This is a genomic window from Nitrincola sp. A-D6 (assembly GCF_000764495.1).
In the GTDB taxonomy this organism is placed as follows: Bacteria; Pseudomonadota; Gammaproteobacteria; order Pseudomonadales; family Balneatricaceae; genus Nitrincola.
The window spans coordinates 14,826-33,083 of the sequence record NZ_JRLB01000098.1; the positions used below are offsets into that span (position 1 = coordinate 14,826).

At 52.3% G+C, this 18,258-nt stretch carries 20 protein-coding genes and 1 pseudogene; 13 read left to right on the forward strand and 8 right to left on the reverse strand.

Translation table 11 applies throughout. The annotated features are described in order from the left end of the window. The first annotated feature begins 5 nt into the window (after nucleotides 1–5). From nifL to LH51_RS15775, 5 genes are all read left to right on the forward strand, one after another. Nucleotides 6–1,544 (forward strand): nitrogen fixation negative regulator NifL, encoded by a 1,539-nt coding sequence (gene nifL, locus LH51_RS15755; RefSeq protein ID WP_036523935.1) that lies wholly within the window; start codon nucleotides 6–8, stop codon nucleotides 1,542–1,544. Beyond that, nucleotides 1,537–3,108: a nif-specific transcriptional activator NifA gene (gene nifA, locus LH51_RS15760; RefSeq protein ID WP_200882029.1), complete on the forward strand. Its 1,572-nt coding sequence runs from the start codon at nucleotides 1,537–1,539 to the stop codon at nucleotides 3,106–3,108. Before nifL ends, nifA begins: the two co-directional genes overlap by 8 nt. A gap of 169 nt (nucleotides 3,109–3,277) precedes the next feature. Continuing rightward, a complete protein-coding gene (nifB, locus tag LH51_RS15765) occupies nucleotides 3,278–4,714 on the forward strand; it encodes a nitrogenase cofactor biosynthesis protein NifB (protein ID WP_200882030.1) in 1,437 nt (478 codons plus the stop codon). A gap of 81 nt (nucleotides 4,715–4,795) precedes the next feature. Next, nucleotides 4,796–5,047, forward strand: coding sequence for a 4Fe-4S binding protein (locus LH51_RS15770; protein ID WP_036523937.1), 252 nt, complete (start codon nucleotides 4,796–4,798; stop codon nucleotides 5,045–5,047). 15 nt (nucleotides 5,048–5,062) lie between these two features. Beyond that, nucleotides 5,063–5,644 (forward strand): nitrogen fixation protein NifQ, encoded by a 582-nt coding sequence (locus LH51_RS15775; RefSeq protein WP_036523939.1) that lies wholly within the window; start codon nucleotides 5,063–5,065, stop codon nucleotides 5,642–5,644. A 9-nt stretch (nucleotides 5,645–5,653) separates the two neighbouring features. On the opposite strand, the gene modC is transcribed toward LH51_RS15775, so the two are convergent. From modC to modA, 3 genes are read right to left on the reverse strand one after another with little or no spacing between them, the layout of a single operon-like run. Further along, complete coding sequence (gene modC / locus LH51_RS15780; protein WP_036523941.1) at nucleotides 5,654–6,748, reverse strand: molybdenum ABC transporter ATP-binding protein; 1,095 nt, start codon at nucleotides 6,746–6,748, stop codon at nucleotides 5,654–5,656. Between the two features lie 44 nt (nucleotides 6,749–6,792). Then, nucleotides 6,793–7,446, reverse strand: a complete 654-nt coding sequence (modB, locus tag LH51_RS15785; protein WP_200882031.1) for a molybdate ABC transporter permease subunit — start codon at nucleotides 7,444–7,446, stop codon at nucleotides 6,793–6,795. Nucleotides 7,447–7,449: 3 nt separating this feature from the next. Continuing rightward, on the reverse strand, nucleotides 7,450–8,199 hold the full coding sequence (gene modA, locus LH51_RS15790) for a molybdate ABC transporter substrate-binding protein (RefSeq protein WP_052063850.1): 750 nt from the start codon (nucleotides 8,197–8,199) through the stop codon (nucleotides 7,450–7,452). Between the two features lie 343 nt (nucleotides 8,200–8,542). Between modA and LH51_RS15795 the strand changes: the two genes are divergently transcribed. Then, the gene (locus tag LH51_RS15795) at nucleotides 8,543–8,971 is read left to right on the forward strand and encodes an acyl-CoA thioesterase (protein WP_036523943.1); all 429 of its coding nucleotides are present in this window, start codon (nucleotides 8,543–8,545) and stop codon (nucleotides 8,969–8,971) included. 3 nt (nucleotides 8,972–8,974) lie between these two features. Here the strand turns inward: LH51_RS15795 and LH51_RS15800 are convergent, their stop codons facing one another. After that, on the reverse strand, nucleotides 8,975–9,619 hold the full coding sequence (locus tag LH51_RS15800; protein ID WP_036523945.1) for a glutathione S-transferase family protein: 645 nt from the start codon (nucleotides 9,617–9,619) through the stop codon (nucleotides 8,975–8,977). A 107-nt stretch (nucleotides 9,620–9,726) separates the two neighbouring features. Between LH51_RS15800 and LH51_RS15805 the strand changes: the two genes are divergently transcribed. The 3 genes from LH51_RS15805 (at nucleotide 9,727) to LH51_RS15815 (ending at nucleotide 11,391) form a co-directional block, all read left to right on the forward strand. After that, a complete protein-coding gene (locus tag LH51_RS15805) occupies nucleotides 9,727–10,629 on the forward strand; it encodes a LysR family transcriptional regulator (protein WP_036523948.1) in 903 nt (300 codons plus the stop codon). Nucleotides 10,630–10,703: 74 nt separating this feature from the next. Next, complete coding sequence (locus LH51_RS15810; RefSeq protein ID WP_036523950.1) at nucleotides 10,704–11,063, forward strand: type II toxin-antitoxin system RelE/ParE family toxin; 360 nt, start codon at nucleotides 10,704–10,706, stop codon at nucleotides 11,061–11,063. Between the two features lie 16 nt (nucleotides 11,064–11,079). Beyond that, nucleotides 11,080–11,391, forward strand: coding sequence for an XRE family transcriptional regulator (locus LH51_RS15815; protein WP_036523952.1), 312 nt, complete (start codon nucleotides 11,080–11,082; stop codon nucleotides 11,389–11,391). An 84-nt stretch (nucleotides 11,392–11,475) separates the two neighbouring features. Here LH51_RS15815 and LH51_RS23085 read toward each other — a convergent pair whose 3' ends face one another. The 4 genes from LH51_RS23085 to LH51_RS15830 form a co-directional block, all read right to left on the reverse strand. After that, nucleotides 11,476–11,811: a hypothetical protein gene (locus LH51_RS23085; RefSeq protein WP_235263785.1), complete on the reverse strand. Its 336-nt coding sequence runs from the start codon at nucleotides 11,809–11,811 to the stop codon at nucleotides 11,476–11,478. Nucleotides 11,812–11,846: 35 nt separating this feature from the next. Continuing rightward, complete coding sequence (locus LH51_RS23090; RefSeq protein WP_235263786.1) at nucleotides 11,847–12,419, reverse strand: hypothetical protein; 573 nt, start codon at nucleotides 12,417–12,419, stop codon at nucleotides 11,847–11,849. 64 nt (nucleotides 12,420–12,483) lie between these two features. Further along, nucleotides 12,484–12,915, reverse strand: coding sequence for a bacteriohemerythrin (locus LH51_RS15825; protein ID WP_036523955.1), 432 nt, complete (start codon nucleotides 12,913–12,915; stop codon nucleotides 12,484–12,486). A gap of 15 nt (nucleotides 12,916–12,930) precedes the next feature. Beyond that, a complete protein-coding gene (locus tag LH51_RS15830) occupies nucleotides 12,931–13,791 on the reverse strand; it encodes a hypothetical protein (RefSeq protein WP_200882032.1) in 861 nt (286 codons plus the stop codon). 355 nt (nucleotides 13,792–14,146) lie between these two features. Here LH51_RS15830 and nifH point away from each other — a divergent pair, with 355 nt between their 5' ends. From nifH to nifK, 4 genes and pseudogenes are all read left to right on the forward strand, one after another. Next, nucleotides 14,147–15,022, forward strand: coding sequence for a nitrogenase iron protein (nifH, locus tag LH51_RS15835; RefSeq protein ID WP_036523957.1), 876 nt, complete (start codon nucleotides 14,147–14,149; stop codon nucleotides 15,020–15,022). 118 nt (nucleotides 15,023–15,140) lie between these two features. Continuing rightward, entirely contained in the window at nucleotides 15,141–15,671 is a 531-nt protein-coding gene (locus LH51_RS24930) for a nitrogenase component 1 (RefSeq protein WP_200882033.1), read from the forward strand. Nucleotides 15,672–15,676: 5 nt separating this feature from the next. Further along, complete coding sequence (locus LH51_RS21655) at nucleotides 15,677–16,531, forward strand: nitrogenase component 1 (RefSeq protein WP_442934855.1); 855 nt, start codon at nucleotides 15,677–15,679, stop codon at nucleotides 16,529–16,531. Between the two features lie 139 nt (nucleotides 16,532–16,670). Further along, a pseudogene (nifK, locus tag LH51_RS15845) lies at nucleotides 16,671–18,241 on the forward strand (nitrogenase molybdenum-iron protein subunit beta). The last annotated feature ends 17 nt before the right edge of the window (nucleotides 18,242–18,258 follow it).

Consider the following 18,258-nt stretch of genomic DNA (forward strand, 5'->3'; position numbering starts at 1 on the left):
ACGTTATGACCGAACCGGCAGATAATGCAGTGCTATCGGAACTTAAAATAGCCGCCGAAACCCTACCCCCCGAAGTTTTCAGGTTGGCGGTAGAACAGGCGGCTGTGGCCATATCTATCACCGACGCCAAGGCACGCATCGTCTATGCCAACCCTTGCTTTGAGAAGATGACCGGCTACAGTTGTGAGGAGCTGCTGGGCAAAAACCAATCCATTCTGTCTTATAAGGTCACACCCCGGCTGGTGTACGACAGTCTGTGGGGGCAACTGGAACGGCAACACCCCTGGAATGGACTGCTGGTTAACCGGCGCAAAGATGGCAATCGCTATCTGGCTGATCTGACGATTACACCGGTACTCAATGAAGCAGGTGAAACCACCCATTATCTGGGATTACAGCGGGATGTGACTGAAGTACATCAGTTGGAACATCAGGTATTGAACCAGCGTGCCCTGATTGAAAAAGCCGTGGATGCTACTCAGGTGGCTATGGTTCTGGTAGACACCCAGCTACAGCCAATCTTGCGTAACCGCAGCTATAAAGCATTGGAATCCAGACTGGGCCAGGAACCCCTGGAGATCATCTTCGATGCCCTTGAGCAGGAATGGCCTGATCTGTTTGAGCGGAAAAAAGCCCTGCATGAAGGCTTTGTTACCCTTGAGGTGGCCTTGTTGCTGTCCAACCGTGAGGAACCTCTATGGTTTAGTTGTACCGGTTCGCTAATTGAAGAGAAAGACACCAGTGCCGATGCCTTTTACCAGACACGCTTGAGCCACTATCTGCTGGTGACCCTGCAGGACATCACCGGGCTGAAACAGCAGCAGGCCCAGTTACGCCTGAACAGCCTGCAAGCACTGCTGGCCGAGCAGGAACGGGTACAGAGTGTCCGGGAAGCCCTGTCCGGTGCTATTTACCAACTCGAACGCCCTCTGAATATGATCAATGCTGCCTCACGCTTAGCAACCCGTCGTAACCGCATCGATGCGGCGGAAATGCTCAAACTGCTAAATGAGGTACAGAAAGCGGGGCATCAGGCGATCTCTATGCTCAACGCCTGTGTACCAGTCCGTAGTGATGAAGCCACGGAAGTAGTCAACATCAATGAGTTGTTAAAAAACACCCTAAGCTTGTTAACACCACGCTTACTGGCATGCGGGATCACCGTAGACTGGCAACCGGAGTGTAATTTGCATAGGGTTCCCGGCCAGCCAACCGCCCTGGCTACCCTGTTCAAGCAGTTAATCGATAATGCTATCGATGCCATGAATGACAATAAACCCCAGGTGCGTGAGCTACGCCTGAGCACCCGTACACTGACGCAGGCCGTTGAGATCCGCATCCAGGATACCGGTGCCGGTATTTTACCGGCTGATCAGTTTAAGGTCTTCGAACCCTTCTACACCACCCGTGACCAGAGCAAAGGCCATCTGGGCATGGGACTGACGCTGGCGCAGGATATCGTTAACCGTCATAACGGTTTGCTGGAAATAGACCCTGGCGTAACCACTGGCTGCTGCCTTAAGGTGCACCTTCCCTATGAATAAGTCACCTGTAAGCTATCAAGATGACAGCAATGATACGCTGAGCCCGGAGATGCTTCAGGCCATTCTGGTCGGCGAGCTCGAAACTCTGTTTCTGGTCAGTCACGTGCTGTCCAAGTCCCTGAACCTTCAGGAAACCCTCAGTAAGGTCATGGAAGTACTGGATGACCGGGTCGGGCTGGAGCGCGGCCTCGTCGCACTGGTGCCACCGGATCAGAATGAGCTGGTCGTCTACGCCCTGTGTGGTGTACCTGACCTGGCACCCGGAGATATACGTTACCAGCCAGGTGAGGGTATCGTGGGGGAGGTGATGCGCCGAGGCAGCAGCCTGATACTTAACAAAATCACCGATGACCCACGCTTTCTTGGCCGTTTGGGCATCTATGACACCAAACGCCCCTTTATCGGCGTGCCCATTCTCAGTGGTGATGAGGTTCTGGGGGTGTTCGCCGTCCAGCCCAGCAGCTCCCACAGAGAACTGTTGGGGGAGCGTGCCCGGTTTCTGGAGATGGTCGCTAACCTGATAGGCCAGAGTGTGCGGCTATCCCGGGAGGTGGAGCGTGAACGTAAAGCGCTCAGGGAAGAACGTGATCAGCTCAAACGCACCGTACGCGGCCAGTTTGGCTTCGACAATATTATTGGCCACTCTTTCCCCATGCGCCAGGTATTTGAGCAGGTACGTCAGGTCGCCAAATGGAATACCACAGTATTGATCCGTGGCGAAACCGGTACCGGTAAAGAGCTGATAGCCAACGCCATTCATTACAACTCCCCCAGAGCCAGGGGGCCGTTTGTTAAACTTAACTGTGCCGCCTTACCCGAGAATCTGCTGGAATCGGAACTGTTCGGGCACGAAAAGGGCGCCTTTACCGGTGCCATAAGCCAGCGTCAGGGGCGCTTTGAACAGGCCGATAAGGGCACGCTGTTTTTGGATGAAATCGGTGAAGTCTCGGCCGGTTTCCAGGCCAAGTTGCTGCGCGTATTGCAGGAAGGCGAACTGGAGCGCGTCGGAGGCTCGCGTACCATTAAGATCAATGTGCGCATGGTAGCCGCAACCCACAGAGACCTGGAAGCTGATGTAGAGCAAGGCCTGTTCCGTGAAGACCTGTATTACCGTCTGAATGTGATGCCGATCTATATGCCCACACTTCGCGAACGCCTGGAAGATGTGCCTGATATCGCCCATTTTTTACTCAACAAAATCGCCACAGCACAGGAGCGCCCGCTCAGTATCACCGACAGCGCCCTGCGTGTGCTGATGCATCATAGCTGGCCAGGTAATGTACGTGAGCTGGAAAACTGCCTGGAGCGGGCGGCGGTTATGTCACAGGATGGCATCATAGACCGTGATCAGGTATTACTGACCGGTATCGATGAGCAGGTTATGGGCAGTCATGGCGGACAGATAGATCTGGATGATGACAACCTGGACGAGCGTGAACGGGTGATCGCTGCACTGGAGCAGGCGGGCTGGGTCCAGGCCAAGGCTGCCCGTTTACTGGGCATGACACCGCGACAGATCTCCTACCGGATCCAGACCCTCAATATTCGGGTTAAGCAACTCTAAACTTAGCACTGTCTCAAAGCTGACATAGCGCCTGAGTGTAGCTGTCAGCTTTGAGACAAACCACGCAAAGCATCGCTTCATACCAAAACGAATCAATAACTTATAGCTATTTTATAAATAGGCATGGAATTTGCGACAGAGCAGATGAACCCAAGATGAGGATCTGACCGTGAAACTGCCCGTTCTCAATAATACCCCTGCCACCAGCGAAGCCGGTGGCTGCGCTTCAGGTTCCTGCGGCAGCAGTGATGCCTCTGTTCAGAGCCTGCCTGAATCCATCCGGGCCAAGGTGGCCGATCATCCCTGCTTTTCCGAGCAGGCTCACCATTTTTTTGCGCGGATGCATGTAGCGGTAGCACCGGCCTGTAATATCCAGTGCAACTACTGTAACCGTAAATACGATTGCAGCAATGAATCCCGTCCAGGCGTGGTTTCTGAGGTCCTGACCCCGCAACAGGCGGTCAAGAAGGTTAAGGCGGTAGCGGCGGCTATTCCTCAGATGTCAGTATTGGGAATTGCCGGCCCTGGCGACCCGCTGGCCAATCCGCACAAGACCTTTGAAACCTTCCGACGCTTGAGCGCCGAAACACCGGATATCAAGCTGTGTGTGTCAACCAACGGCCTGACGCTGCCCGAGTGTGTGGATGAACTCTGCCAGCACAATATCGATCATGTCACTGTCACCATCAATTGTGTCGATCCAGAGATAGGCGCGAAGATCTATCCGTGGATTTTCTGGAAGAATAAACGTATTCGCGGGGTTGAAGCCGCCCGTATCCTGATTGAGCAACAGCAAAAAGGGCTGCAGATGCTGATTGATCGCGGCATTCTGGTGAAGGTGAATTCAGTACTCATCCCTGGCATCAATGATCAACACCTGATCGAAGTTTCGCGGATCGTCAAAGAAAAAGGCGCTTTCCTGCACAATGTTATGCCGATCATTTCCGAACCGGAGCATGGCACCTATTTCGGACTCACCGGGCAGGCTGAACCCACCGCTGCCGAGCTTCAAGCGGTACAGGATGCCTGTGCAGGCGATATGAATATGATGCGCCACTGCCGCCAATGTCGCGCCGATGCTGTCGGACTTTTAGGCGAGGATCGTGGCGCTGAATTCACGCTGGACAAAATCGATGCCATGGAGGTCGATTACGAGGCCGCTATGGTAAAACGCGCCGAGGTTCATGAACAGTTGCTTGGGCAACTCTATGCACAGCGCGAATCTGCCTCGCAGCCTGCCAGGACGGCTCTACAGGGGCGCACCGTACTCATGGCTGTATCGACCAAGGGTGGTGGCCTGATTAATCAGCACTTTGGTCATGCGACTGAGTTTCTGGTCTATGAAGCGAGTGATAATGGTGTGCGCTTTATTGGTCACCGGCAAGTTGACAAGCCTTATTGTGAAGGCGGCAGCAGCTGTGGTGAGGATGCTGAAACCCTGCTGGACACCTTGCTTAAAAGTCTGCAGGGCTGTGAAGTACTGTTGTGCTCCAAGGTCGGCTATGAGCCTGGAGTGCGCTGGAGCAGGCGGGTATCCAGCCCAATGGTGAGCATGCCCTGGAGCCGATTGAAGATGCCATTTTGGCGGTATACCAGGAGATGCTGACGAAAGGCCTGTTGCACACACCCGATAACGTTGCTTTGAAATCAGCGTGATCCGACAAATCTGACCCAAGGAGTCTATCTTATGGCTTTTGAAATTGTTGCCAGCTGTGTCAGCTGTACCGCCTGTGAGTCTGTCTGTCCCAATGACGCAATCACAGATCAACAGGTTCAGTTCGTCATAGATCCGGACTTGTGTACAGAGTGTGCCGAATCCTATCCAGACCCCCAGTGTGCCAGCATTTGCCCTATCGAAGGGGCCATAGTCGACAGCCTGGGCAATGCTCTGAACCCACCCGGATCACTTACGGGAATTATTGCCCGAGTTGCCGCCTGACAGAGGGGAAATGCCATGAATGCGCTGATCATGCCACCGCGAATACGACAGCGTTACTGCCACTGGATGGGCTTATCCCGCGGGGACTTTAATGCCGTGTACCTGGCGCGTATGCTGGCATCAGTTGAACAGGGCCACAGCGTACTGGGTGAAACACTGGGACTGACTAAGACGCGTTTCCAAACTTTGATACAGCGCTACTTTCCCGAAAAGGACAAAGGCTTTCAGGCTCAGTTGGCAGACCCCCTCGGTGAGGCAGATAATCAAAATCTATCGGCTGAAGCTATTCAACTAACAAGCTTGTTACTTGGCTACCGTGCGCAACGCAGTAACAGTGAATATGCCCTGGCTCGTATTATCGCTTGCGCCTGTAATGGCAGAGACCACCTCTGGTACGACCTGGGCCTCTGGTCACGAGATGACCTGAATGCCTTACTGCAGCACAATTTTCCAGAGTTGGTGAAAGCCAATCGCTTTAATATGCGCTGGAAAAAATTTCTCTATCGTCAGCTTTGCCTGGAATCTGATGTAATGATGTGCCGCTCCCCCAACTGCCGTGACTGTGTTGATTACGCTGAGTGCTTTATTTCTGAATAGCCCGTTAGGTCAGCTATTCAAGGCAACGCCTTTGATCAGGGCATAGATAATCTGACCAGGCAGCAGCTGTAACTGCCCGGCAGAACGCTTTGAAATACGTGCCAGCAAGGTCTGTTTTCCCAATTGCAAGCGCACCAGCATCTGGCTGTTATCTGTATCCCTATCCAATCCGATAACCCTGACCTCCAGCGCATTCAGCAAACTGATGGACTCAGGTAACTGCCTTGCCAAAACCACATCACGGGCCATAATACTCACTCTGACAGTAGCACCGGTGGTTATCGGCGCCAGGCGTCCAGGTGACAAGTGTGTCTGACTGATCAGCAAGTGTTGCTGCGCCAACTGCAACCTGGCCAGCCCATCACCGGCATCCGTCTCGATCACCTGGGCTTTGAGCAGGCTGGCGGCCTGTTCGCTATGGGCAAAGGGCAATAGATGATCAGTTAACAGAGCCTGAAGCTCGCCCTGTGCACGCACCTCACCCTGCTCCAGCAGCACCATATAATCGGCCAGGCGCATCACCTCCTCAACCGAATGGCTGACATAGATGATTGGCAGCTGTAGCTCCTCCGTCAGACGCTCCAGATAAGGCAGTATTTCCTGCTTGCTGGTCACATCCAGCGATGCCATAGGCTCATCCATCAGCAGCAACCTGGGGCTGGTCAGCAGAGCACGACCTATGGAAACCCGTTGACGCTGCCCGCCGGATAGCTGATCCGGATAGCGCGACAGGAATTCCTGTAACGACAACAGCGTCACCACCTCATCAAAACCGATACGACGATCGGCCACGGGGATGCGTTTAAACCCATAGTGCAGATTTTGCGCGATGGTCAGATGCGGGAACAGGCTCGCTTCCTGAAACACATAGCCGATGGGCCGCTGATGCACAGGAACAAATTGTGTTGCCGATTGCCAGACCTGCCCCTGAAAGCTGAGTAAGCCACCTGGCAAGGCCTCCAGCCCGGCGATACAGCGTAACAGGGTGGTTTTTCCAGACCCGGAACGTCCAAATAATGCCGTGACGCCCTGATCCGGTAGTTCTAAATCAGCCTCTAAGCGGAATTCAGAACGGGTAACCTGAAAGTTCATTTTCAGTGACATACTCACTCCAGTCTAAACCACACTCACCACTTTGAAACGCCGATTCAGGCAAATACCAGCAACAACAACAGAAACGATGCCAGCACCAGAATCAGCGATAGCTGATGTGCCGCGGTATAGTCCATAGCCTCGACATGATCATAGATGGCAATCGATGCCACCTGGGTGCGGCCGGGAATATTGCCACCAATCATCAGAATCATGCCAAACTCACCCAGAGTATGGGCAAAGGACAGTACCGCAGCCGTCAAAAAACCACGACGTGACAGCGGCAACACGATACTGAAAAAACGGTCAAAGGGAGACGCCTTAAGGGTTGCAGCCACTTCCAGCACCCGCCCTCCGGCTGTGGAGAAGGCATTCTGCAACGGCTGCACCACAAACGGCAAAGAAAACAGCATGGAACCTATCACCAGCCCGGTAAAGCTGAAGGCCAAATGGCCAACACCCACCGACTCCAGAAAACCACCCACCACACCACGCGGACCCAACAGGACCAACAGGTAAAACCCCATCACTGTGGGGGGCAGTACCAGCGGCAAAGCCACCAACGCCTCAACCAGCACCTTGGCTCGACAACGGGTATGCGCCAGCCACCAGGCAAGCGGGGCACAGAGCAACAACAGTACCAGGGTGCTGATCAGCGCCAGCTTCAACGTAATCCAAAGCGCCTGAAGATCAGCACTACTGATTTCCATGTATCAGAACCCGTAACCAGCGGCTTGTATCAGCGCACGGGCTTCGTCTGTTTTCAACCAGTCCAGAAAGGCCTGTCCGGCCTCCGGCTGCGGTGAAGCACTCAAGACAACAGCTTGCTGTTCCAATGAGGCATAGCTATCGCTATCGGGTAGCCAGGCATTGCCACGTACCGAGCCATCGACCTCAACAACTTGTGACAAGGCCAGAAAACCGGCCTGCGCTGTACCACTGGTAATGTATTGCATCGCCTGGGTCAGGTTTTCCGCCTGGGCGATATGACCTGCCTGCAGGCGTTCATACACACCAAGTAGCTGCATTACCTCGACACCCGCCGCGCCATAAGGCGCCGTACGAGGGTTTACCAGCGCCAGATGCTGCAAAGCCTCGCTATGTAAAAACTCGCCTCCCTGCAACAGCAGATCGTCCTGATCACTCCAGAGCACCAGCACACCGCGTGCGTAGGTAAAACGCGAATCAGCTAATGCCAGACCCTCCTCGACCAACAGTTCGGGACGAGCCACATCCGCCGACAAAAAAATATCAAAGGGCGCACCATTGTGTATCTGTGCATAATGCCTCCCGGTAGAACCGGAGCTGATCAACAGTGTCTGGCCAGAGTGGGCTTCATACAAAGGCGCCAACTGGTTTAGCGTACCCAGAAAGTTGGCTGCCACAGCGACACGCAGCTCATTGGCTGTCAGATGACTGCTGAATAACATAGCAAGGCAATAGATACAGAATTTTTTCATCATGAGATCCCCGTGTTTCCTTGATAATCAGCCTATGTCGACAGATGGGCGTTGCAATCACAATGCCAACACCATCTGGATTATTTATCAGCCTATCTAGCGCAGCCTGGAGACAAACTCATCAACACTCAGACCTGGTAGGCATCACTTCAGGTTTGTCGGGTTTGTGACAAATGTCTGTCCTCTTCCATCAGGGTAAGGCCCAACAGCAAGTCGAGAAGGGGTGAAACGCCTGCAGTAGTAGGTGCTGGTTTTTAGGTAGAACATCTAATTTTCTGACAAGGTTGCAGATTTTAACCTATGATTAGAAACACATTTAAACTCTCACAAGGTCGAGGAGACTACATTGGATACCCACAGTCAGGAACATCCCGTCAGAGGCCGTTTAACCATTCGCACTCTGGCCATGCCAGCCGACACCAATCCTTCCGGGGATATCTTTGGTGGCTGGGTGCTGTCTCAGATGGACTTGGCGGCAGGTATTTGTGCCGGTCAACGTACGCAGTGCCGAGTAGTGACTGTGGCGCTGGATAGCATGAGCTTTATCCGACCGGTAAAAGTTGGTGATATTCTCGGTGTTTACACCGAAGTTTCACGCGTTGGCCGTAGTTCACTGGATATTCACGTTGAGTGCTGGGTAAGACGTGGACGTATTGGTATGCGTGAAAAGGTCACGGAAGCGGTGTTCAAGTTTGTGGCATTGGATGATAATGGCAAACCCACCAAAATACCCGACACAGGGTCACTGCCACCCTATGTCGAGAGTGAAATTTAGCCATTAGCGCTCGTAGGAAGGCATCTGCCAGGTTTCAGCGCGTGCCGATGTCAACCATGCCTGCATGGCCGGAAGGTCATACATCGCCTGCGCCCAACGATCAAACGCAGGTGATACCTTCAAACCATAATTGCGTACACGCCACATCACCGGCGCAAACATAGCATCAACATTACTAAATTTACCTGCCAAAAATGGGCCAACTGGCTTATCCGCTTGCTCAAAGCGCGCCCAAATCTGGGCTAAACGCTGCAACTCCTGAGTCACCGCTTCACTGGGTAGCACAGACTTTTCAGTACGGCAGTTCATTGGAAACTGACTGCGCAACGCACTAAAGCCGCTGTGCATTTCCGCCGCTGCCGAACGTGCCAAAGCGCGTAGCGCAGGCGATTCCGGCCATAACTGATGCTCTGGGTAGCACTCTGCCAAGTATTCCAGTATCGCCAGGCTATCCCAAATAACCAAGTCGTCAACGATCAGCACAGGCACCTGAGCGGGTATACCCTGCTGCTCACTGAACTGTTTTAGGCTGTCGCCATGCGCAAAGGGCAACAGCGTTTCGTCAAAGGGAATATCCGCGACTTTCATCGCCAGCCAGGGCCTTAAAGACCAGGATGAATAGTTTTTATAGGCTATATAGAGATGCATCTGACGCTCCTTGATGGCTTCTTTAATCAATGAGTATGTAGGCTAATCCGCTATACTAAGCAATAAAAGCGAATTATTTGAAACAAATTAAATAGGATTTTCGAACAATGACGCCGCGACAAGTACGTAGCTTATTAAAAGTGCTCGACTTAGGGAGTGTTCAGGCCGCCGCTAAAGCACTGCACCTTGCTCCCTCAAGTGTCTCGGCTCAGCTAAAAGAGCTTTCGGGCGAATTAGGTATACAACTCTTTGCAACCTCAGGACGTGGCTTAGCGCCCACGGCGGCAACACACCAGCTTGAAACCGCATTTCGTGGTTTTATCCGCCAGGCTGATGAAATTCGATACCGTGCACAGCATCTTGGTAATGAAGCCCAAGGTCAGCTGCGGGTTTTTGCACCCAGTTCTATATGTATTTACCGCTTACCCGCCTTAATTGAAGCGCTGCAGCAAGATGCGCCGGGCATAGAGCTGTTACTCACACACGAACCCTTTGACTATAACCGCGCCTTTGCCCAGGGCGAACTGGATGCTGCCATTCTGGTGACACAGTCCCTGGCATCGGATCGGGACTGGCTACAGCACCCACTGCATAGGGAAGAGGTTATTTTTGTCTGCCATCGCCAACGGCTGCAGAATACCGCACTGACCCTGGCGCAATTAGCTGAACAGCCCTTAATCACCACAGAACCCGGATGTACCTACCGAGTACGTGCCGAAGCACACTTTCGCAGTCAGGGATTACAGCTAAAACCTCGACAAGCCTTTGCCAACGTTGAAGTCATACGTCGCTGCCTGTTTGCGGACATGGGTATCGGACTGCTGCCACGCTGCGTTGTTGAAGCCGACCTGGCGACAGGACAGCTATGTGAACAGCCGGTTATTGATACGCCCTACAGGTTTCTTTCCAGTCTCGTGTATCCAGCTGAGCGCTTTCGTTCACCGCTATTGGACAGACTGATTCAGGTGGTTGAAAACCAATCAACCTATGTAGCGGGTGACAGGCTATGATAAATCACAGCGCCATTATACGCTTGAAGATATATAAGCCATAGAGTATATTTTACTCAAAGGAAGGGTGAGCTATGACATGGAATGTACTAATCACAGATGAGTATGAAAGTTGGTTCTTAAACCTGACTGAAGCTGAACAGATTGATGTTCAAGCTATGGTGGATGTTTTAGAAATCAAAGGTCCGAATCTTGGTCGTCCTCAAGCCGACACGATAAAGGGAACAAAAAAGGTTAAAAATTTAAAAGAGTTGATCATTCAACACGCCGGAAAGCCTTACAGAGTTTTCTATGCCTTTGATCCCAAGCGCCAAGCTGTTCTTTTATGTGGTGGACGAAAAGATGGAGCAAAAGACAAACAGTTCTATAAACAAATGGTGCCGCTGGCTGAAGCTGAGTTTGCGGACCACTTAAAAAACGAAGGCACTGAATAGTGCTTCGGGAGTAGATATGACAAAGCCCTTAAGCGAACTGCGCAAAAAAATGAGCCCAGAGGTTCAGGCAGCAGCCCGTGCGAAAGCAGTTGGAATTGTTGCCGAAATGTCGCTGGCTGAAACCCGTAAATTGCGAGGCCGCAGCCAAGCTGTGGTCGCACAAGCCTTAGGCATTGCACAACCCAATGTATCTCAAATTGAAAAACGTCCTGACACAATGGTCAGCACCTTAGCCTCCTATATTGAAGCCTTAGGTGGGACGCTTGAAATCCATGCTAAGTTTCCTGATGGACAAGACGTTGAGATTACTCAGTTCAACAAAGCTTAGATTGGCAAGTGACTACTGAAAACACTGCTACCGCGCTTTGTTGTTGAAGGAAAACCAATCAACCTACGCAGCGGATCAGGAAGGTTAAAATTTTCGGGGCACCCACCAGAGATAAAACACCATACCGAGTAATTCAACCAGGGATTGCAGCACTACCACCATAGCAACCAGCTCCCAGCCAGCAGGCAGAGCCAGTGCAATCGGCAGGACCACAAAGGAATTACGGGTACCAAAGCTGAAAGCCAGGGTACGTCCTTGCTCAACGGGTAGCTTAAACAGCCCTGATAAGGCTTTAGCCAAGTAGAAAGCAGCGAACAGAAATACCACAAACACCAGTATCAATAGCGGCAACTGGCTGAGTAGCTGTTGTATCGATGCGGCTTGAGAGGCGGTGATCAACAGAATAACCAGCGCCAGCAAGGGCACTGGCCACCAACCAAGGCGCTCACGCCAGATCAGGCGCTGCGGTCGAGCTCCATCCAGCGTTCGCTAATAGCCGCACAGATCAATGGCAGCAGAATAATTAACAGAGCCGCCAACAGCGACTGTGGCATGCCCTCCAGCGAGAGATCCGCATCATTCATCCCCCAGAGGTACACAGGTAACAGCAAAATTTGCAATAACAGCAGTACCGGTGCCAATGCCAGCGCATGCGCACTGCTGCCACGACCCAGTTGGGTAAAGGTGATAAACCAGTCGGTACAGGGCACCAGCAACACCAATAGCACACCAAGTCGCAACGCTGGCTGGTTTGGCAGAAACTCTACCAGGCCCCACACCAGTAATGGCAGCAGGATAAAATTACCCAGCAAGGCCGCGCTGATAAAGCCTCTGTCTCTGAACGCATCGCGCAGATGCAGTAGTGGCACCTGCACAAAGGTTGTATACAGCAGCACTATCAATACTGGCCAGAGCAGTTGTTCTAAAAACAGACCTATACTTGGCCATTGATGACTAATCACCAGGCCACAGAAGATCGCAACCAGATAAATCCAGACTTGTTGGCGCTCCAGGGTTATACGCAGCATCTCTTACCACCGGCTTGTCAAATAACCCGGCCAGTATCGCATAGATCGATGCCCCGTACTGCAATCAGCCCGCGACGCTAAGCACCACCTGCTCATGTGGATGCCAGCTGTGTGCATGACGCAGGTATTGCGCCAATGGGTCATCCCAGCTTTGCTGGTGCTCATCCTGCCACAGACACAACTGACTATGCAGTGTGAGGGCATCCGGCCCGGCCTGATGCTGTAGCTGCTGCTGATAATCCGCCAGCATTTTCAGCAACGCCTGGTGCTGTCGGCGGTGCGATTCGTAGCCGGGATACCCGGTCACCTGCATAAAGCGCTCTTCCTGATCAAAATGCTCACGGGCATTGAGGATCAAACTGTTCAGTAAGCAAGGGAGTGCCGTTGCTGACACCATCGGCAGGGCACCCAACAATGCCGTAAAGTGGTGGTGGGCACGATCCATGGCCGGTAAGTTGTAATGCTGCAAACGCAGTGTCGCGGTCATATCTGTCATGATAAGCCTCCTCATTCAGGCATAGCAGGGAGTGGTCGCTTCAATTAGCGCCGCCAGGCATTCTTCGTGTGTTATAGGCAAAATTTCAAACCCCTTACGTTGCAAAAATTTCACCTCGTTAGCAGTCGGATCAGGCAAACAAGCCCACCCGGCAGGCTGTCCAGCACCATAAGCGATATCACTGAGCAGCATACGTGGGGTATCGCGGTTCAGGCGCAAGCCCAGTAACAGATACTGCTTTCCGAGTCGTTGCTGTTTCAGGAAGGGCGGCATACCAAACCCGCCCATCAATTCTGTCAGGTAATCGACATAATCTGCATCTGACGCAATATAAAGCGATTCAGGCAAAGGCGTTCCTACTGGCTTGAACAACACCGGTAGCTCTGTATCCAGCCAGGACGCCTGAGTTGCCAGGTATTGGCTGCCGTTGTAATGAAACAGACGATAGCGCTCGCTACCACCGCTAATGCGCGCTACGCCAACCACCAGAATATGTGGGGTGTCTTGCCATAACAGTTGTAACTGGGTATCACGGTTCATATCGATAATGTAATCCGGATTCAGTGATGCCAGTTGCTGATGAAATTCGGAAACACTCCAGGTCGTATCACGGTAGGTGGTGTCGAGAAACCGCGTAACCGCTTTACGGCCTTTTTTCAGTTCGATATTCATCGCCGCGCGCGGAAACTCATACATCAGTTTGGGTGCCATGGGTCGTCCCTGATTCATGGCGATGATCAGACTGTCGCTATCAGCAGGTATCGGATTGCCCTGCGAGTCGGTCACGTTGTTGAGTGCATCCGATCCTATTACCGGCACGCATTGTCCAGATTGCATGGCCTCCAGCAGGCTTTCAGGAAGTGTGTTATTCATCATCTGGTTCGCCCTTGTGTTGATTCATTCAAATAACTGTCATAACAGCGTTTAAACTAACAACAGCAATTCACATGCCATGATCACCACAACGCCAATAAAGGGCGTAAAAGCCGATATTGTGCACCTTTCACCTGACAAGCCCCCTGTAGGTTACCCACCATTTTGTTGTCGCCAGTCCGACAAGATATTTAATTTTGTCAGCTCCATTACGACCACACTAAATACAGGGCTACTTTGCGTTTACTTAAATAACAATGACTTATAAGTTTTTTACGACTTGGCACAGCCCTTGCCCTATTACCTGCAGCGGTGAGCAATTATGTTCACCAGATGATCCAACTTGAGGAGAATTACTATGGCTTTACGTCAAGCTGCTATCTACGGTAAAGGCGGTATCGGCAAATCCACCACAACCCAGAACCTGGTTGCTGCGCTGGCAGAAATGGGCCTGAAAGTCATGATTGTGGGCTGTGACCCCAAGGCTGACTCCACCCGCCTGATCCTGCACTCCAAAGCCCAGACCACGGTAATGCACCTGGCCGCAGAAGCCGGTTCCGTTGAAGACCTGGAACTGGAAGATGTCATGGCGGTAGGTTACGGCGGCATCAAGTGTGTTGAGTCCGGCGGTCCTGAGCCAGGAGTTGGTTGTGCCGGTCGTGGGGTTATCACCGCCATCAACTTCCTGGAAGAAGAAGGTGCCTACGATGAAGAACTGGACTTTGTTTTCTACGACGTACTCGGTGACGTGGTGTGTGGCGGTTTCGCCATGCCAATCCGTGAAAACAAGGCGCAGGAAATCTACATCGTTTGCTCCGGCGAAATGATGGCGATGTTTGCCGCCAACAACATTGCCAAGGGGATCGTAAAATACGCCACCTCCGGCAGCGTGCGTCTGGCTGGCTTAATCTGTAACAGCCGTAACACGGACCGTGAAGATGAGCTGATCGAAGCACTGGCTGCACGTCTTGGCACCACCATGATCCACTTCGTGCCACGCGATAACGTGGTGCAGCATGCTGAAATCCGCCGCATGACCTGTATCGAATACGATCCAAACACCAAGCAAGCCAACGAATACCGTACGCTGGCGCGCAAAATTGTTGAAAACAAGAATTTTGTCGTGCCAACGCCGCTGGAAATGGAAGATCTGGAAGAGCTGCTGATGGAGTTCGGTATTCTGGAAGAAGAAGACGAAAGCATTGTTGGTCAGCGTGCTGAAGCGGTTGCTTAACAGCAACCCTTTATGCCGCTAGACCTCGTGCTGGGGTCAACATGAGCAGTAAATGCTCACTTACTTATTCTCGATGGCGTTTCTGCAGATTAGCAGACGCCGCTGGAGGAAACCTGTTATGGCTAAGTTAAACAAAGAAGAGGCTCAGGCACTCATTCAGGAAGTGCTGGAAGTCTATCCGGAGAAGGCGAAAAAGGAACGTGCCAAGCATTTAACGGTGAATGATACCGCTGCCGAGGCAAAAACCTGCGTCACCTCCAACCGTAAATCCCTGCCAGGTGTTATGACCATCCGTGGTTGCGCCTATGCTGGCTCCAAGGGTGTGGTCTGGGGTCCCATCAAGGACATGATCCATATCTCGCATGGTCCGGTTGGCTGCGGTCAATACTCACGTGCTGGACGACGTAACTACTATGTCGGTACTACCGGCGTGGACAGTTTCGGTACGATGAACTTCACCTCGGATTTCCAGGAAAAAGACATTGTCTTCGGTGGTGATAAAAAGCTCAGCAAACTGATTACCGAGATAGAGCAGTTGTTTCCGCTCAACCGCGGCATCAGTGTTCAGTCTGAATGCCCTATCGGGTTGATCGGCGATGATATCGAAGCGTCTCCAAATCCAGTAGTAAAGAGATCGGCAAGCCGGTGATTCCGGTGCGCTGTGAAGGTTTCCGTGGTGTGTCTCAGTCACTCGGCCACCATATCGCCAACGATGCCATCCGTGATCATGTGTTTGATCGCGAGGGGGGTGGCAATGGTGTCGAGCCGGGCCAGTACGATGTCGCCATACTGGGTGACTACAACATCGGGGGTGATGCCTGGTCTTCGCGTATTTTACTGGAAGAGATGGGCTTGCGGGTTGTTGCCCAGTGGTCCGGTGACGGTACGTTAGCCGAGATGGAGCAGACGCCGAAGGTGAAGCTCAACCTGCTGCACTGCTACCGTTCCATGAACTACATCTCACGCCATATGGAAGAAAAGTACGGTATCCCCTGGGTAGAGTACAACTTCTTTGGCCCCACCAAAATTGCTGAAAGCCTGCGTAAAATCGCTGCTTACTTTGATGACAACATCAAGGAAGGCGCCGAGAAGGTGATTGCCAAGTATCAGGCCATGTCAGAAGAGATTATTGCCAAATACCGGCCACGTCTGGAAGGCAAAAAAGTCATGCTGTATGTCGGTGGTCTGCGTCCACGCCATGTAATCGGTGCCTATGAGGACCTGGGCATGGAAGTGGTGGGTACCGGCTACGAATTCGGCCATAACGATGACTATGACCGTACCCGTAACGATATCGGCAATGCCACACTGATTTATGACGATGTCACCGGTTTCGAGTTTGAAGAGTTCGTCAAACGCGTCAAACCCGACCTGGTCGGTTCCGGCGTGAAGGAAAAGTACATCTTCCAGAAAATGGGTGTGCCTTTCCGTCAGATGCACTCCTGGGACTATTCCGGCCTTATCATGGCTACGATGGCTTCGCCATTTTTGCCAAGGATATGGACATGACACTGAACAACCCCTGCTGGTCGAAACTGACACCGCCCTGGAAACAACTTCCAGAAGCTGAACAGCAGGCTGTTGCCTGATTCCCTTATCACTACTCACGCCTGCGTCCGCAGATTAGCGGCCAGGCAAGGAGACGGTCATGCAAGACATTGAAAATATCAAACAAAGCTTTCCCTTGTTCAGTAATGAAGAATACAAGGACGTGCTGGCGCGCAAGAAAGGTGACTATGAAAACGGACACCCGGTCGATACCGTGGATGAAACCTTCGCCTGGACCACATCAGTTGAATATAAAGAGCTGAACTTTGCCCGCGAAGCCCTGACAGTTAACCCGGCCAAGGCCTGTCAGCCACTCGGTGCGGTACTCTGTGCACTGGGATTTGAAAAAACCCTGCCCTATGTACACGGATCGCAAGGTTGTGTGGCGTATTTCCGCACCTACTTCAACCGTCACTTCAAGGAGCCGGTGGCCTGTGTCTCTGATTCCATGACAGAAGACGCGGCGGTGTTCGGCGGTCAGAAAAACATGATCGACGGCCTGGAAAATGCCAAGCACTCTACAAGCCGGAGATGATCGCTGTCTCCACCACCTGTATGGCCGAAGTTATCGGTGATGACCTGAATGCCTTTATCGGCAACGCCAAAAAAGCCGGCGCTGTCGCTGAAGACTTCCCCACACCCTTTGCGCATACGCCATCCTTTGTCGGCTCGCATGTAACGGGCTGGGACAATATGTTTGAAGGGATAGCACGCTACTTCACCCTCAACCACATGGAAGGTAAAGAAGTCGGCAGTAACGCTAAAATCAACCTGGTACCCGGCTTTGAAACCTACCTGGGTAACTACCGTGTTATTCATCGCATGATGCAGGAGATGGGCGTTGACTACAGTCTGCTGTCGGATCCCACTGAAGTGCTGGATACCCCGGCAGACGGTGAATACCGCATGTACTCCGGCGGCACCACACAGGATGAAATGAAAGATGCGCCCAATGCCATCACCACCATCTTGCTACAGCCGCTGCACCTGGTAAAAACGGCCAAACTGCTGACCAACACCTGGCACCATGATGTTCCCAAGCTGGATATCCCGATGGGACTGGAACTGACTGATAATTTCCTTATGGAAGTGTCTCGTCTGACCGGCAAAGAGATCCCGGAAAGCCTGGCCAAAGAGCGTGGACGCCTGGTGGATATGATGACCGACTCGCACACCTGGTTGCACGGTAAAAAGTTTGCCCTCTACGGCGATCCAGACTTCACTCTGGGACTGACCCGCTTCCTGCTGGAACTGGGTGCCGAGCCAACCCACGTGCTCTGTCAGAGTGGTGGTAAACGCTGGGAAAAACGCATGAAAAAAATGCTGCAGGATTCAGCGCCGGTCAACAATCAGACGCAGCTGTTTTCACGTCATGATCTGTGGCATTTCCGTTCATTGATGTTCACCGAAAAACCGGACTTCATGATCGGCAACTCCTACGGCAAGTTTATTCAGCGTGACACCCTGCATAAAGGCAAGGAGTTCGAAGTACCACTCATCCGTATCGGTTTCCCGATCTTTGATCGCCATCACCTGCATCGTTCAACCACGATGGGTTATGAAGGTGCCATGACGATATTGACCACCCTGGTGAACTCTGTCCTGGAGCGCATGGATGATGATACCCGTCTGATGGCGCAAACAGACTTTAACTATGATCTGGTGCGTTAATCAGACAATTCAGTACA

Excerpts from the sequence above, each read along its gene's own strand:
- nifL (WP_036523935.1), top strand. The coding sequence starts at position 6 with ATGACCGAACCGGCAGATAATGCAGTGCTATCGGAACTTAAAATAGCC.
- nifA (WP_200882029.1), top strand. The coding sequence starts at position 1,537 with ATGAATAAGTCACCTGTAAGCTATCAAGATGACAGCAATGATACGCTG.
- LH51_RS15770 (WP_036523937.1), top strand. The coding sequence starts at position 4,796 with ATGGCTTTTGAAATTGTTGCCAGCTGTGTCAGCTGTACCGCCTGTGAG.
- LH51_RS15775 (WP_036523939.1), top strand. The coding sequence starts at position 5,063 with ATGAATGCGCTGATCATGCCACCGCGAATACGACAGCGTTACTGCCAC.
- modC (WP_036523941.1), bottom strand. The coding sequence starts at position 6,748 with ATGTCACTGAAAATGAACTTTCAGGTTACCCGTTCTGAATTCCGCTTA.
- modB (WP_200882031.1), bottom strand. The coding sequence starts at position 7,446 with ATGGAAATCAGTAGTGCTGATCTTCAGGCGCTTTGGATTACGTTGAAG.
- modA (WP_052063850.1), bottom strand. The coding sequence starts at position 8,199 with ATGATGAAAAAATTCTGTATCTATTGCCTTGCTATGTTATTCAGCAGT.
- LH51_RS15800 (WP_036523945.1), bottom strand. The coding sequence starts at position 9,619 with ATGCATCTCTATATAGCCTATAAAAACTATTCATCCTGGTCTTTAAGG.
- LH51_RS15805 (WP_036523948.1), top strand. The coding sequence starts at position 9,727 with ATGACGCCGCGACAAGTACGTAGCTTATTAAAAGTGCTCGACTTAGGG.
- LH51_RS15810 (WP_036523950.1), top strand. The coding sequence starts at position 10,704 with ATGACATGGAATGTACTAATCACAGATGAGTATGAAAGTTGGTTCTTA.
- LH51_RS15815 (WP_036523952.1), top strand. The coding sequence starts at position 11,080 with ATGACAAAGCCCTTAAGCGAACTGCGCAAAAAAATGAGCCCAGAGGTT.
- LH51_RS23090 (WP_235263786.1), bottom strand. The coding sequence starts at position 12,419 with ATGCTGCGTATAACCCTGGAGCGCCAACAAGTCTGGATTTATCTGGTT.
- LH51_RS15825 (WP_036523955.1), bottom strand. The coding sequence starts at position 12,915 with ATGACAGATATGACCGCGACACTGCGTTTGCAGCATTACAACTTACCG.
- LH51_RS15830 (WP_200882032.1), bottom strand. The coding sequence starts at position 13,791 with ATGATGAATAACACACTTCCTGAAAGCCTGCTGGAGGCCATGCAATCT.
- nifH (WP_036523957.1), top strand. The coding sequence starts at position 14,147 with ATGGCTTTACGTCAAGCTGCTATCTACGGTAAAGGCGGTATCGGCAAA.
- LH51_RS24930 (WP_200882033.1), top strand. The coding sequence starts at position 15,141 with ATGGCTAAGTTAAACAAAGAAGAGGCTCAGGCACTCATTCAGGAAGTG.